We start from the raw sequence: 14,013 nt of genomic DNA, 5'->3' as shown, positions 1-14,013 counted from the left end.
GGGTAGCCGTCGAGCTTAACAGCGGTTCAGGCCCGCGCATGGGCGGGAGGTCATGGCAGGGGCGAACGCTGATTTCCGCCATGTTGCGCAAAGCGCGGCCCGCCCTGCAGGGCAGGCGCACGGCACCGGCGCACGCCCCACCGGCCGCCCGCGGTCAGTCGGCGGGGTTCGGCGCGAACGTGATGCGGGCGGTGACGCCCTTTTCCTGGCGCGGCGTCACCCGCACGCTCCAGCCATAAAGTTTGCACAGGCGCTGGACGATCGACAGGCCGATGCCGCCGCCCTGCGAATGCGCGGCATGGGTGCCGCGATAACCCCGCTCGAACAGGCGCGCGGCATCGTCCTCGCTCAGCCCCGGACCGGTGTCGATCACCTCCACCGCATCGGCGTGCAGGCGCACCGTCACCGAGCCTTCGCGGGTGTACTTCACGGCGTTGCCGATCAGGTTGCCCAATGCCACCGACAGGGCGGCTTCCGGTGCTTCCACCACCAGGTCCAGCGCGCCTTCCATCAGCAGGTCCAGCTGCTTGCCGCCCAGCTGGGCACGGTGCGCATCGAGCAGCTGCTCGGTCACCTTGGCCACGTTGCTGTGGCCCTGCCCACGCTCGTTGCGTGACAGCAGCAGCAGCGAGCCGATCAGATCGCTGCACTGCTGTTCGGCCCGCTGGATGCGCTGCAGGCGTTGCAGCACTTTCTCGTCCAGGCCCGGCCGCGCCAGCAGCAGTTCGGTGGCCCCCCGGATGACCGCCAGCGGCGTGCGCAGTTCATGGCTGACATCCGCGTTGAACTCGCGGTCGCGCTGCACGACTTCGGTCAAGCGGGTGGAGTAATCATCCAGCGCACCAGCCAGCTGTCCCACTTCATCGTCGGGGAAGCGGTGGGCCAGCAGTTCCGGCGATTTGGTGCCGCCCCGGTAGGCGCGCAGCCGCGATGCCAGGTCCGATACCGGGCGCATCACCCGCGAGGCCGACCACCACCCCAGCACCAGGCTCAGTGCGGTGAACAGGATGACCGCCACGATCAGCAGGCGCAGCAGCTTGCCGGCGGCTTCGGCGCTGTCGGTCACGTCGTAGCGGATCAGGCTGGTGAACGGCGTGCCCTTGGGGTCCACGCCCTTGCTGATGGCCACCTTGTAGACATGCCAGCTGCCATCGGAAGCCTGCTGCCGGATGTCATGGATGCCCACGCTCAGGTCGCGGTACAGCGGGTCCACCTTGTAGGCGTTGGCCGGGCTCCAGGTGCGCGCATCGAACATCAGGAAGAAAGGCGCTTCGCCGGGGTTGTTTTCCACCTGCGACACCAGGTTGGTGACTTCGCGCTGCAGGGTGCGTTCGACCAGCTGGTTTTCCACGCGCGCGCGCAGGTTCCAGGCGGCCGCAGCGAACAGGGCCGTCAAGCAGAACCCCAGCAGGACGAATGAAACGATGATGCGGCTGCGCAGGCGACGGCGATAACGCCCCTTCTTGCGCACGGGCTCGGATGACGAGGCTTCGGACATCGGTGATCGGGTCTTGGATGGTTGGCGCGCCACAGAGGCGTTCGCTTGCCTTGCCGGCCAGGGCCGTGGGCCCCATGCCCACCTGGACAGGATTACAGCACACCACGCGTTAAGAAAGGCCCGGCAGGTGGGGGCCGCCGGGCCGTTGCCCGCCACGCATCGGACGGTATCGTCGTGTATCGGCCGGCCCGTCCCGGTAGAGGGACGGGTGCGGCGACCGCCAGGGCGGTTACTTCTTCAGGTTGTCGCGGATCTCGCGCAGCAGCAGCACTTCTTCGGCCGGCGCGGCCGGTGCGGCTTCCTGCTTGCGCGACAGGCGGTTGATGGCCTTGACCACCAGGAAGATGGCGAAGGCCACGATGACGAACTGCACCAGCGTGTTGAGGAAATCACCGTAGCCGATGACCACGGCGGGTATTTCCTTGCCATCGGGCCCGATGCTGGCCGGAGACAGCGTCCAAGCCAGCTGGGAGAAATCCACCTTGCCGATCAGCAGGCCCAGCGGCGGCATGATGATCTTTTCCACCAGTGCGGTGACGATCTTGCCGAACGCCGCGCCGATGACCACACCGACCGCCAGGTCGATGACGTTGCCGCGCATCGCGAATTCCTTGAACTCGGTGAGCATTCCCATTCGTGTTTTTCTCCGCAGGGGCAGGGGGACAGCGCGCAGGGTAACCCAGCCGATGTCAGCCGGCGATGATGCCGTGGCGTTCGCCGACGTTTTCCAGGCGTGCACTGAAGCGGTCGCCGGGCTTGAGCGCGGCCACGCCGGCAGGGGTGCCCATGAACACCAGGTCGCCGGCACGCAGCTGCCACAGCTTGGACAGCTCATGCAGGATTTCCGGCACGTTCCAGATCATCTGGTCGAGCAGCGATTGCTGGCGCACTTCACCGTTGACCTCCAGCGACAGGTTCAGTGCGGACAGGTCGCCCACCTCGCCGGCATGCACGATCTCGCTGATCGGCGCGGAAGCATCGAAGCCCTTGGCCGCATCCCAGGGGTGGCCTTTCTGCTTGGCGGCCGCCTGCAGGTCGCGGCGGGTCAGGTCCAGGCCGACGGCGTAGCCATAGACCAGTGCCTCGGCATCGGCCACGGCCAGTTCACCGGCCGGGGCATCCTGGCCGATGGCCACCACCAGTTCGACCTCGTGATGCAGGTCCTGGGTGGAGGGCGGGTAGGGAATCACATCGTCATGGCCGACCACGATCGCATCGGCCGGCTTGCTGAAGAACATCGGGCGGCCACGGTCATCGGCAGCCGGCACGGCCGCGCCCATCTCACGGGCATGGTCGGCGAAGTTGCGGCCGACACAGTAGATGCGGTGGACCGGGAACGTGCCGCCGCCCACCACCGGAATGCGCGGAAGGGCGGGCGTAGCGATCACATCGGAAACAGCGGCAGCGGACATGCGGGGGTTCCAGTCAGGAAGGCCCCCGCAGTCTAGAACGGCATGGCGCCCGCGTCAGCGGGCCAGCGCCATCAGCGCGACATCGGCAAAGCCGACTTGCGCACGACGCGGTATTCGCCCTCGACCACGTTGGCATCGGCGGCCGCGCGCGGCGTTACCGGCTTGCGCGAGGCCAGCAGCTTCCACGCCAGGCCGACCAGGATCATGGCCGCGCCCACGAACACACCGATGAACACCATGGCGGCCAGGATCGCCAGGCCCAGCAGGCCCACGGCCACGCGCACCAGCGGGTGCCGCGGCTTGCGCGGGGCAAACAGGGTACGGAACTGGTTGAAGGCGGAAGTGCGGTTGAACATGGACGGCTCGATAGGCTGGGAATCAGCGAGCGGCCAGTATCAGGGCGGTCCGACTGTCATTGAGTGAAAAACTCGTTAAATATAGCCGTGGCTTATTACGAATCAATGACTTGTGTTCATGTCGCAGCCAGTGACCTGACCCGGCATGCGAGAATGCCGGTTTACGTACGAGCCTTCGCCATGACTGACGCCACGCCTGCCCTGATCGCCCTGGATGCCATTGCCGATGGGGGATTTGCCGAGGTCGAAGCCACGGTCGAGGGCGACGCCGAATCGCTGGTGCTGTACCGCGACGGCGTCCAGGTGCGTGCGTTCCTGAACATCTGCCCGCATGCTGGCCGGCGCCTGGACTGGGCCCCGGGGCAGTTCCTCAAGAGCCGTGAAGGGCACCTGGTCTGCGCCGCGCATGGCGCCTCGTTCGCGCTGGACAGCGGCGATTGCATCGCCGGCCCGTGCAAGGGCGACCGCCTGCGCGCGGTCCCGCTGGACGTGCGCGACGGGCAGGTCTACCTGGCCTGAGGCCAAAGCAGTCGAAAGCATCCACGCATGGCGTGGATGTACCGTGTCGACCAAGGTCGACACCTACCAAAGCGGTGTACGACGCCGTTCAGGCAGATCGCAGAAATCTGTCGAAGGCGGGGTGGGTCCGGTTGCGGGGGCGTGAGCCGCATGGATGCGGCGACCGAGCTTACATGGACGTACTTGCAGCGTCCCCCGCAACCGGACCCGCCCCGCCATCCCCCAGTAAACCAGCTGTTGCCGTTGCTTCGGTTTCTGCGGGTGCAGGGCGCAGCCCTGCCAACAAACCCCAACCCTCAGAACATCAGGTTGATCATCAACACCACCACGCAGGTGTAGATCAGCGACAACGGGCCGCCGACCCGCCACATCTCGCGCGGGGTGTAGTTGGCCGGGCCGGTGATCATCGAGATCACCGGGTTGGAGGCGGTCATCAGGTTGTTGGACGCCGACAGCGCCACGATCAACGCGAACGCGGTCGGGTTGCCTCCCGCCGCCAGTGCCAGGTTCACCGCGATGGGCACCATCACGATGGTCGCGCCGACATGGCTGATCACCAGCGAGAACGCCGTGGTCAGCAGCGCCAGCGCCACTTCCAGCACCCAGATCGGAATGCCGGTGGGCAGCTTGTCGATGGTGTGGCCGGCCACCCACGCCGCCGCACCGCTGGAATCCATCGCCCAGCCGAGCGGAATCAGCCCGGCCATCATGAACACCGTCTTCCAGTTGATCGAGGCGTAGGCCTCGTCCATGCGCAGCACGCCGGTCAGCAGCATGCCGGCCACGCCGGTCATCAGGGTCAGCGCCACCGGCAGCTTGCTGGTCAGCGCGATCAGGATGGTCAGGGCGAAGATCGCCATGGCGATCTTGAACTTGTGCGGGCGCTGTTCGCCGGTGGGGTAGTCGGTCACCACCACGAAGTCACGGCTCTTGGCGGCCTGCGCCAGATCGGTCCAGATGCTGTGGAACACCAGCATGTCACCGGCCCGCAGGGACACATCGCGCACGTCCTCGCGGATGACCTGCTTGTCGCGGTTGATCGCCAGCAGGCTGATGCCGCGCTCCTTGCGCAGGCGCAGGTCCGCGGCGCTCTTGCCGATCACGTTGGAGGTCGGCGGCACCACCGCCTCGGAAATGCCCGCGCGGCTGGGATTGAACAGATCGCCCAGGTGCTTCAGGCGCGAGGACATGCGCAGGAACTGGTTCTGCGCGAAATCGTTGACCACCTCGCGCGCGCCCATCACGCCCAGCACGCTGCCCACCCAGATGCGCATTTCCGCCGGCGGTGCCAGGCGGGTGTCGTTGCCGGTCTTCAGTGCCAGCAGCAGCGGGGCATCGTGCAGGTTCTCCGCTTCGCCCAGGGTCATGCCGACCAGCGGGCTTTCGGCGCTGACCACCAGCTCGAACACATCGCCCTCGATGCCGTAGGTCTTGGCGAAGTAGCTTTCGGTGCGCGCCGGGGTCACCCCGTCGTTGACCAGGGTCTCTTCTTCGATCAGCTTGCGGTCGCCGTAGTAGCGGAAGTAAAGCAGCGAGGCCACCACCAGCGCCAGGCCGATCGGCAGCGGTGCGAACATGCGCAGCGGCTCGATGGTGGCCAGGCCCGAGGGCAGGTTGTTGTTGGCCGAGGCCAGCAGGTCGTTGAGCAGGATCAGCGGCGAGTTGCCGACCATGGTCAGCGCACCACCCATCACGATCGCCGCGGCAATGGGCAGCAGCAGGCGCTGCAGGGTCAGCCCGGTGCGCGCGGCCAGCCGCGAGGCCACCGGCAGGTACAGCGCCATCACCGAGGGGTTCTGCATGAAGGACGAGTTCAGGCCGGCGATGGCCGTGGTCATCATCAGCAGCCGCTGTTCGACGCCGTGGCCGCGGCGCAGCAGCCAGGCGGCCAGCCGGTTCAGTGCCCCGGTGCGGTCCAGGCCCGCACCGAGGATGGTGGTGGCGATGATGCTCATCACCGCGTTACCGGAGAAGCCACCGAAGATCTCTTCCGGTGCGATCAGGCCGGTGACCCCGAGCACCACCAGCACCACCAGCGCGACCACGTCGGCGCGGATGCGCTCGAACAGGAACATCGCCATCGTGAAGCCGACCAGCCCGAGCACGAGCTTCATGTCGTTGGTCAGCGTCAGCGCGGTATCCATGTGGGGCGCGGTGTCCTCGGTGGCCGGTCAGGTGCGGTCGTACAGCAGGTCCCAGACGCCATGGCCGAGCTTCTGGCCGCGGGTCTCGAAATGGGTCTGCGGTCGCCAGTCCGGGCGCGGCACGGTGCCACGCGGGCCGGCGCGGTTGACCAGGCCGGCGGTGGCATCGAGCACGTCCCACATCTGCTCGGCGTAGTTTTCCCAGTCGGTGGCGCAGTGCAGGCGGCCGCCGGGGCGCAGCTTGCGCACGATCAGCTCGGCAAAGGCCGGCTGCACCAGGCGGCGCTTGTTATGGCGCTTCTTGTGCCACGGGTCCGGGAAGTAGATGCGCACTTCATCCAGCGCGCCATCGGCGATTTCCTTTTCCAGCACCTCCACCGCATCGTGGTGGTACAGGCGCACATGGTCGGCGTTGTCGTCGGCCAGCGCGTTGAGCAGGCGGCCCACGCCGGGCGCATGCACTTCGATGCCGATGTAGTCGCGCGACGGGTCGTGCTGGGCGGCAAAGCGCAGCGCGGCACCGTTGCCGAAGCCGATTTCCAGCACCTTCGGTGCGGTGCGGCCGAAGGTGGCATCCAGGTCGCGCAGCTGCCCGCTGTAATCCAGGCCGAAGCGCGGCCAGCGTTCATCGAACGCGCGCTGCTGGGCCGGGGTGAAGCGGCCCTGGCGCAGCACGAAGCTGCGGATCTCACGGCGGCCTTCGTTGACCGTGAACGGCTTCGGCGGTGCTTTGGAGCCCGCGCTGGAGAACGGATCGGTCATCTCAGCCCACCAGTCCTTCCACCGGGGAAGAGGCGCTGGCGTAGCGCTTGCGCGGAATGCGCCCGGCCAGGAACGCTTCGCGCCCGGCCTCCACGGCCTTGCGCATGGCACTGGCCATCAGCACCGGATGGCGGGCACCGGCAATGGCGGTATTCATCAGCACGCCGTCACAGCCCAGCTCCATCGCGATGGCCGCGTCGGAGGCCGTGCCCACGCCGGCATCGACGATGATCGGCACCTTCGCGTTCTCGATGATCTCGATCAGGTTGTACTTGTTCTGGATGCCCAGGCCCGAACCGATCGGCGCGGCCAGCGGCATCACCGCGGCGCAGCCGATCTCTTCCAGGCGCTTGGCCAGGATCGGGTCGTCGGAGGTGTAGACCATCACCTCGAAACCGTCCTTGACCAGCTGCTCGGCCGCCTTCAGGGTCTGCATCACGTCCGGGTACAGGGTCTTCTGGTCGCCCAGCACTTCCAGCTTGGTCAGGTTGTGGCCGTCCAGCAGTTCGCGCGCCAGCCGGCAGGTGCGCACGGCGTCCTCGGCGGTGTAGCAGCCGGCGGTGTTGGGCAGGATCGCGTAGCGGTCCGGCGGCAGCACGTCCAGCAGGTTCGGTTCGCCCGGGTTCTGGCCGATGTTGGTGCGGCGGATGGCCACGGTCACGATCTGGGCGCCAGCGGCCTCGGTGGCCAGGCGGGTTTCTTCCAGGTCCTTGAACTTGCCGGTGCCGGTGAGCAGGCGCGAGGAATAGGTCTTGCCGGCGATGACCAGCGAATCGGGAGAGGCAGGTGCGTTCATGACGCGATTATCGCCTATCCGCCTGAAGATGGGGTCGTCATCCGGGCGTGGCCGGGCAGGGGGCGTGGCCGGGCTCAGCCGCCGCCCAGCGCGTGCACGATTTCCACCACGTCGCCCTCGGCCAGCACATGATCGCTGTGGCGGCTGCGGGTGACGATCTCGCCATTGACCTCCACCGCCACGCGGCGTTCAAGCAGCTGTTCGGCCAGCAGCAGATCGTGGAGGGTTGCCGAGGCGGGCAGGGTGCGGGGTTCGCCATTGAGCTGGATGTTCATGCCGGCATTGTCCCCCAGCCGGCGGGCTGGGGGAACGCCGGGCAGGGCGGTATGCTCGTGCCGTTTCCCCAGCACCGGGCGTGATGGACCTCCCCGATCGAATCGCCGCCAGCCGGCTCATCCCTTGGCTGCCCCTGCTGTGCTGGGTGCTGATCGGGGTGGCCTGGCCCACCCCATGGGGCGTGCTCGCCGGATTGCTGGCCGCGATCCTGGCGCAAGCGCTGCTGCAGCGTCACGGCCTGATCGCCGCCGCAGCCATGCGCGCGCACCAGCCGGTGCCCGGTGGGCAGGCGCTGCGCTCGCATCCCGCGCCCCGGTTCCAGCTGCGCGGGGAGGCGGGGGATCAGGTGGTCCAGCAGTGCGAAATCGGCATGGGCGGTCCGGTGCTGGCGGTCTACGTCCTGCGCGATGGCGCGCTGATCGAGGATGTCGACGGAGGCTGGCACGATCTTCCCGATGGCTCGCGGCGGCTGGCCCACGTATACCGCGGGCAGGGCAGCCATGCGGTGGCGCTCTACGATGAGCGCCTGCACCAGCTGTCGCTCTGGGACGACCCTGATAGCGGCGCACTCTGGCGTTGCGTCCGCCGGCAGCTGGACGAAGGGCGCGCCATTGCCGCCGTGCTGCCGTCGCCCCCGGTCGCCTGCCTGCGCTTTGTTGCATTCCGCGGCCTGTGGTTGCCGCCGACCCACCGATGGGGGCAGCAGCCGCTGTTGCCCCTGCTGCGGCACCGGTTGGCCGACGGCCGGGAGCTGTCGGCGCCGTTGCTGCTGCCCGATGACCTGCGCCCGCTCCGCGAACCGGAGAGGTATGCCCTCTGCCCGCCACGCCGGCTCTGCCTGCAAGGGCAGGACAGCGGGCACTACGTCAGCGATCTGGAGGCGGTGGTCGAAAGCCCCACGGCGGCCTGCGTGGTGGTTGGCGGGCTGCAGATGGATGCGGCGTTCCGATCGTGTCAGGGGCTCTGGCTGGCGCATCACCGGCAGGCCTGGTGGGCGCTGGCCGACACCTGCAGCAACGGGCAGACGGGGGCCGACCACCGGTACTACGGGGTCAAGGTGGTGTCGGTCAGCGATGATGGCCTGCTGCAGCTGCGGGTGATGGAGCCGGCGTTCGCTCTGGAGTGGGAGCAGAGGCGGCCGGTGACCGGCAGGGTCTACCTGGCTGTCGAATGGCAGCCGGTCGGGCTCGCGCTGGATGTGGTGGACGGGCGGGCGGTGCTGCGGGTCGCACCTGCCCGGTAGTCCCCCCTGCCACCCCCGCGGGCCGGGGCCGGAGGCGGGCCTGCTTCGGATTTCCTGCAACCTGGCCAGTGGGGCACACCCGGCCGCTGCCAGCCGGGCGACAATGTCATGCGGCGGCGCAGCGTGAGCAAAGCGCGCAGGAGTGAAACCATTCACCGTGCGCTGGCGTACGTCCGCCGGTTTCCGATGCAATCCTTTACCCCACAGGAGTTTTCCACATGCAGCTCAGCAAACGCCCGGTCCGCACCGTGATGGCAGCGGCACTGGCGCTGGCCGCCCTTCCGGCCATGGCAGGCGAATCCGCATTCACCCGTACCGTGTTCATCGGTGACAGCCTGACCGACAGCGGCTACTACCGCCCGGTGCTGCCGGCCTCGGCGCGCCCGGTCATCGGCCAGTTCACCACCAACCCGGGCCTGGAATGGTCGCAGTGGCTGGCCCAGTACTACGGCACCAACGCCAGCCCGAACGGCCTGGGCCAGAACGGTGACAACTACGCCGCCGGCGGCGCCCGCGTGGGCACCGATCTGCTCAACCCGGCGCTCGGCAACGTGCCGATTCCCTCGCTGAAGACCCAGACCGCGCGCTACCTGGCCGCCAATGGCGGCAAGGCCGACGGCAACGCCCTGTACACCGTGTGGGGTGGCGCCAATGACCTGTTCGCCGCTGCTTCCGCGCCGGCCCAGGCGCAGGCCATCGTCGGCGCCGCCGTGACCGACCAGATCGGCATCGTGGCCAGCCTGAAGCAGGCCGGTGCGCAGTACGTGCTGGTGCCGAACCTGCCGGACATCGGCAACACCCCGCAGTTCCTCGGCCTGGGCGCTGCCGCCTCGGCGCAGGGCACCGCGCTGTCCACCGCCTACAACAACGCCCTGTACGGTGGCCTGAAGCAGGCCGGCCTGGAATTCATTCCGCTGGATACCTTCGGCCTGCTGCGCGAGATCATCGCCAACCCGGCGCCGTACGGCTTCACCAACGTCACCGGCCGCGCCTGTACCGATTCCTCGTCGCTGACCTGCAGCCCGGCCAGCTATGTCACCCCGGACGCGTACAAGACCTACCTGTTCGCCGACGGCGTGCACCCGACCATCGCCGCGCATGAAATGCTGGGCCAGTACGCCATCTCGGTGCTGGAAGCCCCGCGCCTGCAGCAGGTGCTGACCCATTCGGCGCAGACCGTGGGCCGTTCGCGTGCCGACCAGGTGAACCTGCACATCGCCGGCCGCCCGGCCGACGGCCTGTCCTGGTGGGGCAGCCTGCGTGGCGACATGCAGCGCTATGACCACGCCGACCTGTACGACGGCCTGGCCCCGGCGGGCCTGTTCGGTGTCGATTGGGCCCGCAACGGCATGGTGGTCGGTGCCTTCGCCGGCTTCGGCCGCATGGACGCCGACTTCGGCAACAGCAAGGGTGATTTCACCCAGAACGACACCAGCCTGGGCCTGTTCGGCGGCTGGTACGGCGAGCGCGCCTGGGTCAACGCCCAGGTCAGCTACACCTGGCTGTCCTACGATGTGACCCGCAAGGTCCAGCTGGGCCCGGTCACCCGCGAGCACACCGGTTCGCCGGATGGCAGCAACCTCACCGCCGCGCTGAACGCCGGTTACGAGTTTGGCGCCGAAGGCGGCTTCCGCCACGGCCCGATCGCCGCGGTGATCTGGCAGCAGGTGAAGCTGGACGGCTACACCGAAAGCAACCCGGGCGCGACGGCACTGGGCTACAACAAGCAGAACGCCGATTCGACCGTGGGCCGCATCGGCTGGCAGGCCCGCTTCGACGGGGGCCAGGTCAAGCCGTACGTGCAGGTGACCTATGACCACGAGTTCGAGGACACCAAGCAGGCCAGCGCCTGGCTGCAGAGCGTTCCGGTGGCCGGCACCTACCACGTGCCGGGCCTGAACTTCGACAAGAACTACGCCACTGCCATCCTCGGCGCGCGTACGGAACTGTTCGGCCTGCAGAGCAACATCGGCCTGAGCGCGACCACGCTGCAGAAGCGTGCGCGCGATGCCACGCTGTTCGCCAGCTTCAGCGGCAGCTTCTAAGCGGCAACCGGCCGGGCCGGCGTGCTTTCCCCCCGGGAAAGCGCGCCGGTTACCGGCATGGTGCGCAGGCCACCATTGCGTTGCACCGGCCTGCCCGCATAGACTCTCACCCTGCAACGCGGGCGTAGCTCAATGGTAGAGCTGTAGCTTCCCAAGCTACTGACGTGGGTTCGATTCCCATCGCCCGCTCCACTGCCTTTCCAGGCAGTGCGCTGGATGGCCGCCGCGAGGCGGTTTTTTTTCGCCTGTACCCCGGCGCTGCAGCGCAACGTGCACCCGCGTGGGCCTGCGGTTAGCGTCGGTCCTGCCCATGAAGGGCTGACAACGGAGACAGGCATGAAACATGGACTCAGGCTTGCTGTTGCAATGGTGGCGGTTGCATTGGCCGTCGGCATGACGGGGGCATCGGCGCAGTCGCGCTGCACGCCGTGCTATACCAACTACGAAGCCTGCCAGGCGGCGGGCAACAGTGAAGCGGTCTGCTACCCGGCATTCGCGCGTTGCCTGCGCAATGCGGGTTGCACCATTCCCTGACCAGGGGAGGGGCCTGCCCTGCAGCCAGGGCGGGCCCTGCCGGGAGCCCATCATCCCATCGCAATGCCTGCGCGCTATGCTGCCTGCCTCCTATCGGCCCGCCGCGATGAAGCTCGCCATCCTGTCCCGCAACACCAAGCTGTATTCCACCCGCCGGCTGGTCGAAGCCGCGCGCGCCCGCGGCCACACGGTGCGCATCCTCGACCCGCTGCGCTGCTACATGCGCATTGCCGCCGATGGTTTTTCGATGCACTACAAGGGGCGTCCGATGACCGGCGTGGATGCGGTGATTCCCCGCATCGGGGCGTCGATCACCCGCTACGGCACCGCGGTGCTGCGCCAGTTCGAACTGATGGGCGCGCGTACCCCCAATCCGTCCGATGCCATCCTGCGCTCGCGCGACAAGCTGCGTGCGCACCAGATCCTGGCCGCCCGTGGCATCGACATGCCGGTGACGGTCTTCGGTGACAACCCGGACGATACGGTGGACCTGCTGTCCATGCTGGGCCCGCCACCGCATGTGGTGAAGCTCAACGAGGGCACCCAGGGGCGGGGTGTCATCCTCACCGAGAAAGCCAGCGCCTCGCGCGGCATCGTCGAGGCCCTGCGTGGCCTCTATGCCAACTTCCTGATGCAGGAGTTCATCGGGGAAGCCAAAGGCGCGGACCTGCGCTGCCTGGTGGTGGGCGACCAGGTGGTGGCTTCGATGCAACGCCAGGCCCAGGAAGGCGATTTCCGGTCCAACCTGCATGCCGGTGGCACGGCGACTGCCGCCAAGGCCAGCCGGGCCGAGCAGCAGATGGCGGTGCGTTCGGCCAAGGCGCTGGGCCTGGGCGTGTGTGGGGTGGACCTGATCCGCTCCGCACGCGGCCCGCTGGTGCTGGAGGTCAATTCCACGCCAGGGCTGGAAGGGGTGGAAACCGCCTGCGGGGTGGATATCGCCGGGCGCATCATTGCGCATGTGGAGAAAATAAAATCTCTTAAAAATCAGTGATATATGATTCTCATGGGCAATTGAGGCCGGGTTTAACACGGCTTTAATCGGGTGTGCCGTAGCCTTCACCGGACCGCAGCTCTGCCTCTCAGCAGGAACGGTAATCGGGATATGACTTCAGGCCCGGGTGGCATTGCCGCCCGGGCCTTTTTCTTTGCTTTCGCCGCGCCCGGCGCATGCCCTTGCGGCGTCTGCCGTCCAGCACTTGCTGGTGGGCAAGACACCGCATACAGTCGGCCTTCACATATCAAACACGGATTCGTTTGTCATGAAACAACCTTTGTTGCTGGCTGTTCTGGTCTCCGGGCTGGCACTGTCCTCGCTCGCTAGCGCGAGTTCCAAGAGCGGTGCGGATGTGTTCCAGCCGGGCATGCCGCTGCTGCAGCAGATCGAGCGCATCGAGATCGCGCTCAACGATGGCGAAACCTATTCGGAACTGAGCCAGGATGGCCGTGGGCGTGTCCGTGAAGCCCTGTCGCGCCTTCGCGGCACGGCCGAGCGTTTTCCGAACCGTGATGCCATGCCTGAATCGGCACGAACCGAACTGTTCAATGACCAGCAGGTCGTGAACATGGTTTTGACACAAGCACGTGAAGATAGTCGTCTAATATGCCGACGTGAAAAGGCGCTGGGCTCGCACATGGCGACGACGCAGTGCATGACGGTCGCCGAGCGGGCGCGGCAGAAGGACAAGGCGCAGCGCGACATGGGCCAGGCCCAGCGCGTCGGAAAATTCGGCAATTAGAGGTGACAGTGAGAATCCTGGTAATCGAAGACAACAGCGACATTGCGGCAAACCTGGGTGACTACCTGGAGGACCGGGGCCACACCGTGGATTTCGCGGCTGACGGCGTTACCGGCCTGCACCTGGCCGTCGTGCACGAGTTCGACGCGATTGTCCTGGACCTGAATCTGCCGGGCATGGATGGCATCGAGGTCTGCCGCAAACTGCGCAATGAAGCGCGCAAGCAGACCCCGGTGCTGATGCTGACCGCGCGCGATTCGCTGGACAACAAGCTGGCCGGGTTCGATTCCGGTGCCGATGACTACCTCATCAAGCCGTTCGCGCTGCAGGAAGTGGAAGTGCGCTTGAACGCGCTTTCGCGGCGTGGCAAGGGCGTGCAGACGCGAGTGCTGGAAACCGGTGATCTGGAATACAACCTGGATACGCTGGAAGTCCGACGCCAGGGCAAGCTGCTGCAGCTCAACCCGACCGCGCTGAAGATCCTGCAGGCCCTGATGGAAGCCGCACCGGCCGTGGTGACCCGGCAGGAACTGGAAACCCGCGTGTGGGGCGAGGAGCTGCCGGACTCGGATTCGCTGCGGGTGCATATCCATGGCCTGCGCGCGGTGGTCGACAAGCCGTTCGAGGTGCCGCTGATCCAGACCCGCCACGGCATCGGCTACCGCATCGCGACCCCGGAAGTCTGACCC

General features: G+C 67.2%; 15 protein-coding genes and 1 tRNA gene. 8 read left to right on the top strand and 8 right to left on the bottom strand.

Going from position 1 to position 14,013, the window contains the following annotated elements; all coding sequences use genetic code 11:
• Nucleotides 1-154: 154 nt before the first annotated feature.
• From Q9R17_RS04155 to Q9R17_RS04140, 4 genes are all read right to left on the bottom strand, one after another.
• The gene (locus tag Q9R17_RS04155; protein ID WP_308157186.1) at nucleotides 155-1,498 is read right to left on the bottom strand and encodes a HAMP domain-containing sensor histidine kinase; all 1,344 of its coding nucleotides are present in this window, start codon (nucleotides 1,496-1,498) and stop codon (nucleotides 155-157) included.
• 229 nt (nucleotides 1,499-1,727) lie between these two features.
• Complete coding sequence (gene mscL, locus Q9R17_RS04150) at nucleotides 1,728-2,132, bottom strand: large-conductance mechanosensitive channel protein MscL (protein WP_308157185.1); 405 nt, start codon at nucleotides 2,130-2,132, stop codon at nucleotides 1,728-1,730.
• A 55-nt stretch (nucleotides 2,133-2,187) separates the two neighbouring features.
• A complete protein-coding gene (locus tag Q9R17_RS04145) occupies nucleotides 2,188-2,910 on the bottom strand; it encodes a fumarylacetoacetate hydrolase family protein (RefSeq protein ID WP_308157184.1) in 723 nt (240 codons plus the stop codon).
• A gap of 71 nt (nucleotides 2,911-2,981) precedes the next feature.
• Nucleotides 2,982-3,266 carry a hypothetical protein gene (locus Q9R17_RS04140; RefSeq protein WP_308157183.1) on the bottom strand — a complete coding sequence of 95 codons (285 nt, stop codon included), beginning with the start codon at nucleotides 3,264-3,266 and terminating at the stop codon, nucleotides 2,982-2,984.
• Nucleotides 3,267-3,446: 180 nt separating this feature from the next.
• Here Q9R17_RS04140 and Q9R17_RS04135 point away from each other — a divergent pair, with 180 nt between their 5' ends.
• The gene (locus Q9R17_RS04135) at nucleotides 3,447-3,785 is read left to right on the top strand and encodes a Rieske (2Fe-2S) protein (protein ID WP_308157182.1); all 339 of its coding nucleotides are present in this window, start codon (nucleotides 3,447-3,449) and stop codon (nucleotides 3,783-3,785) included.
• A gap of 296 nt (nucleotides 3,786-4,081) precedes the next feature.
• Here the strand turns inward: Q9R17_RS04135 and Q9R17_RS04130 are convergent, their stop codons facing one another.
• The 4 genes from Q9R17_RS04130 to thiS all read right to left on the bottom strand — a co-directional run bounded on the left by Q9R17_RS04130 (nucleotide 4,082) and on the right by thiS (nucleotide 7,762).
• Nucleotides 4,082-5,929, bottom strand: coding sequence for an SLC13 family permease (locus Q9R17_RS04130; protein WP_308157181.1), 1,848 nt, complete (start codon nucleotides 5,927-5,929; stop codon nucleotides 4,082-4,084).
• A 27-nt stretch (nucleotides 5,930-5,956) separates the two neighbouring features.
• Nucleotides 5,957-6,691 carry a tRNA (guanosine(46)-N7)-methyltransferase TrmB gene (gene trmB, locus Q9R17_RS04125; protein WP_308157180.1) on the bottom strand — a complete coding sequence of 245 codons (735 nt, stop codon included), beginning with the start codon at nucleotides 6,689-6,691 and terminating at the stop codon, nucleotides 5,957-5,959.
• 1 nt (nucleotide 6,692) lies between these two features.
• A complete protein-coding gene (locus Q9R17_RS04120; RefSeq protein ID WP_308157179.1) occupies nucleotides 6,693-7,487 on the bottom strand; it encodes a thiazole synthase in 795 nt (264 codons plus the stop codon).
• A gap of 74 nt (nucleotides 7,488-7,561) precedes the next feature.
• Nucleotides 7,562-7,762, bottom strand: a complete 201-nt coding sequence (gene thiS / locus Q9R17_RS04115) for a sulfur carrier protein ThiS (RefSeq protein ID WP_308157178.1) — start codon at nucleotides 7,760-7,762, stop codon at nucleotides 7,562-7,564.
• Nucleotides 7,763-7,845: 83 nt separating this feature from the next.
• On the opposite strand from thiS, the gene Q9R17_RS04110 reads away from it, so the two are divergent.
• From Q9R17_RS04110 to Q9R17_RS04080, 7 genes are all read left to right on the top strand, one after another.
• Nucleotides 7,846-9,006 carry a hypothetical protein gene (locus tag Q9R17_RS04110; protein ID WP_308157177.1) on the top strand — a complete coding sequence of 387 codons (1,161 nt, stop codon included), beginning with the start codon at nucleotides 7,846-7,848 and terminating at the stop codon, nucleotides 9,004-9,006.
• Nucleotides 9,007-9,224: 218 nt separating this feature from the next.
• The gene (locus Q9R17_RS04105; protein ID WP_308157176.1) at nucleotides 9,225-11,051 is read left to right on the top strand and encodes an autotransporter domain-containing protein; all 1,827 of its coding nucleotides are present in this window, start codon (nucleotides 9,225-9,227) and stop codon (nucleotides 11,049-11,051) included.
• Nucleotides 11,052-11,169: 118 nt separating this feature from the next.
• Nucleotides 11,170-11,243: transfer RNA gene (locus tag Q9R17_RS04100), tRNA-Gly, on the top strand.
• 144 nt (nucleotides 11,244-11,387) lie between these two features.
• A complete protein-coding gene (locus Q9R17_RS04095) occupies nucleotides 11,388-11,585 on the top strand; it encodes a hypothetical protein (protein ID WP_308157175.1) in 198 nt (65 codons plus the stop codon).
• Nucleotides 11,586-11,691: 106 nt separating this feature from the next.
• On the top strand, nucleotides 11,692-12,579 hold the full coding sequence (gene rimK, locus Q9R17_RS04090) for a 30S ribosomal protein S6--L-glutamate ligase (protein WP_308157174.1): 888 nt from the start codon (nucleotides 11,692-11,694) through the stop codon (nucleotides 12,577-12,579).
• A gap of 268 nt (nucleotides 12,580-12,847) precedes the next feature.
• A complete protein-coding gene (locus tag Q9R17_RS04085) occupies nucleotides 12,848-13,324 on the top strand; it encodes a hypothetical protein (protein WP_308157173.1) in 477 nt (158 codons plus the stop codon).
• A gap of 8 nt (nucleotides 13,325-13,332) precedes the next feature.
• Nucleotides 13,333-14,010: a response regulator transcription factor gene (locus Q9R17_RS04080; RefSeq protein WP_308157172.1), complete on the top strand. Its 678-nt coding sequence runs from the start codon at nucleotides 13,333-13,335 to the stop codon at nucleotides 14,008-14,010.
• Nucleotides 14,011-14,013 lie beyond the last annotated feature (3 nt).

The sequence above is a fragment of the Stenotrophomonas sp. 24(2023) genome, assembly GCF_030913365.1.
Classification (GTDB): Bacteria; Pseudomonadota; Gammaproteobacteria; order Xanthomonadales; family Xanthomonadaceae; genus Stenotrophomonas.
The sequence above is the reverse complement of the archived record's forward strand: the minus strand, read 5'-3'. Positions and strand labels throughout refer to the sequence as shown.

Excerpts from the sequence above, each read along its gene's own strand:
- Q9R17_RS04155 (WP_308157186.1), bottom strand. The coding sequence starts at position 1,498 with ATGTCCGAAGCCTCGTCATCCGAGCCCGTGCGCAAGAAGGGGCGTTAT.
- mscL (WP_308157185.1), bottom strand. The coding sequence starts at position 2,132 with ATGGGAATGCTCACCGAGTTCAAGGAATTCGCGATGCGCGGCAACGTC.
- Q9R17_RS04145 (WP_308157184.1), bottom strand. The coding sequence starts at position 2,910 with ATGTCCGCTGCCGCTGTTTCCGATGTGATCGCTACGCCCGCCCTTCCG.
- Q9R17_RS04140 (WP_308157183.1), bottom strand. The coding sequence starts at position 3,266 with ATGTTCAACCGCACTTCCGCCTTCAACCAGTTCCGTACCCTGTTTGCC.
- Q9R17_RS04135 (WP_308157182.1), top strand. The coding sequence starts at position 3,447 with ATGACTGACGCCACGCCTGCCCTGATCGCCCTGGATGCCATTGCCGAT.
- Q9R17_RS04130 (WP_308157181.1), bottom strand. The coding sequence starts at position 5,929 with ATGGATACCGCGCTGACGCTGACCAACGACATGAAGCTCGTGCTCGGG.
- trmB (WP_308157180.1), bottom strand. The coding sequence starts at position 6,691 with ATGACCGATCCGTTCTCCAGCGCGGGCTCCAAAGCACCGCCGAAGCCG.
- Q9R17_RS04120 (WP_308157179.1), bottom strand. The coding sequence starts at position 7,487 with ATGAACGCACCTGCCTCTCCCGATTCGCTGGTCATCGCCGGCAAGACC.
- thiS (WP_308157178.1), bottom strand. The coding sequence starts at position 7,762 with ATGAACATCCAGCTCAATGGCGAACCCCGCACCCTGCCCGCCTCGGCA.
- Q9R17_RS04110 (WP_308157177.1), top strand. The coding sequence starts at position 7,846 with ATGGACCTCCCCGATCGAATCGCCGCCAGCCGGCTCATCCCTTGGCTG.
- Q9R17_RS04105 (WP_308157176.1), top strand. The coding sequence starts at position 9,225 with ATGCAGCTCAGCAAACGCCCGGTCCGCACCGTGATGGCAGCGGCACTG.
- Q9R17_RS04095 (WP_308157175.1), top strand. The coding sequence starts at position 11,388 with ATGAAACATGGACTCAGGCTTGCTGTTGCAATGGTGGCGGTTGCATTG.
- rimK (WP_308157174.1), top strand. The coding sequence starts at position 11,692 with ATGAAGCTCGCCATCCTGTCCCGCAACACCAAGCTGTATTCCACCCGC.
- Q9R17_RS04085 (WP_308157173.1), top strand. The coding sequence starts at position 12,848 with ATGAAACAACCTTTGTTGCTGGCTGTTCTGGTCTCCGGGCTGGCACTG.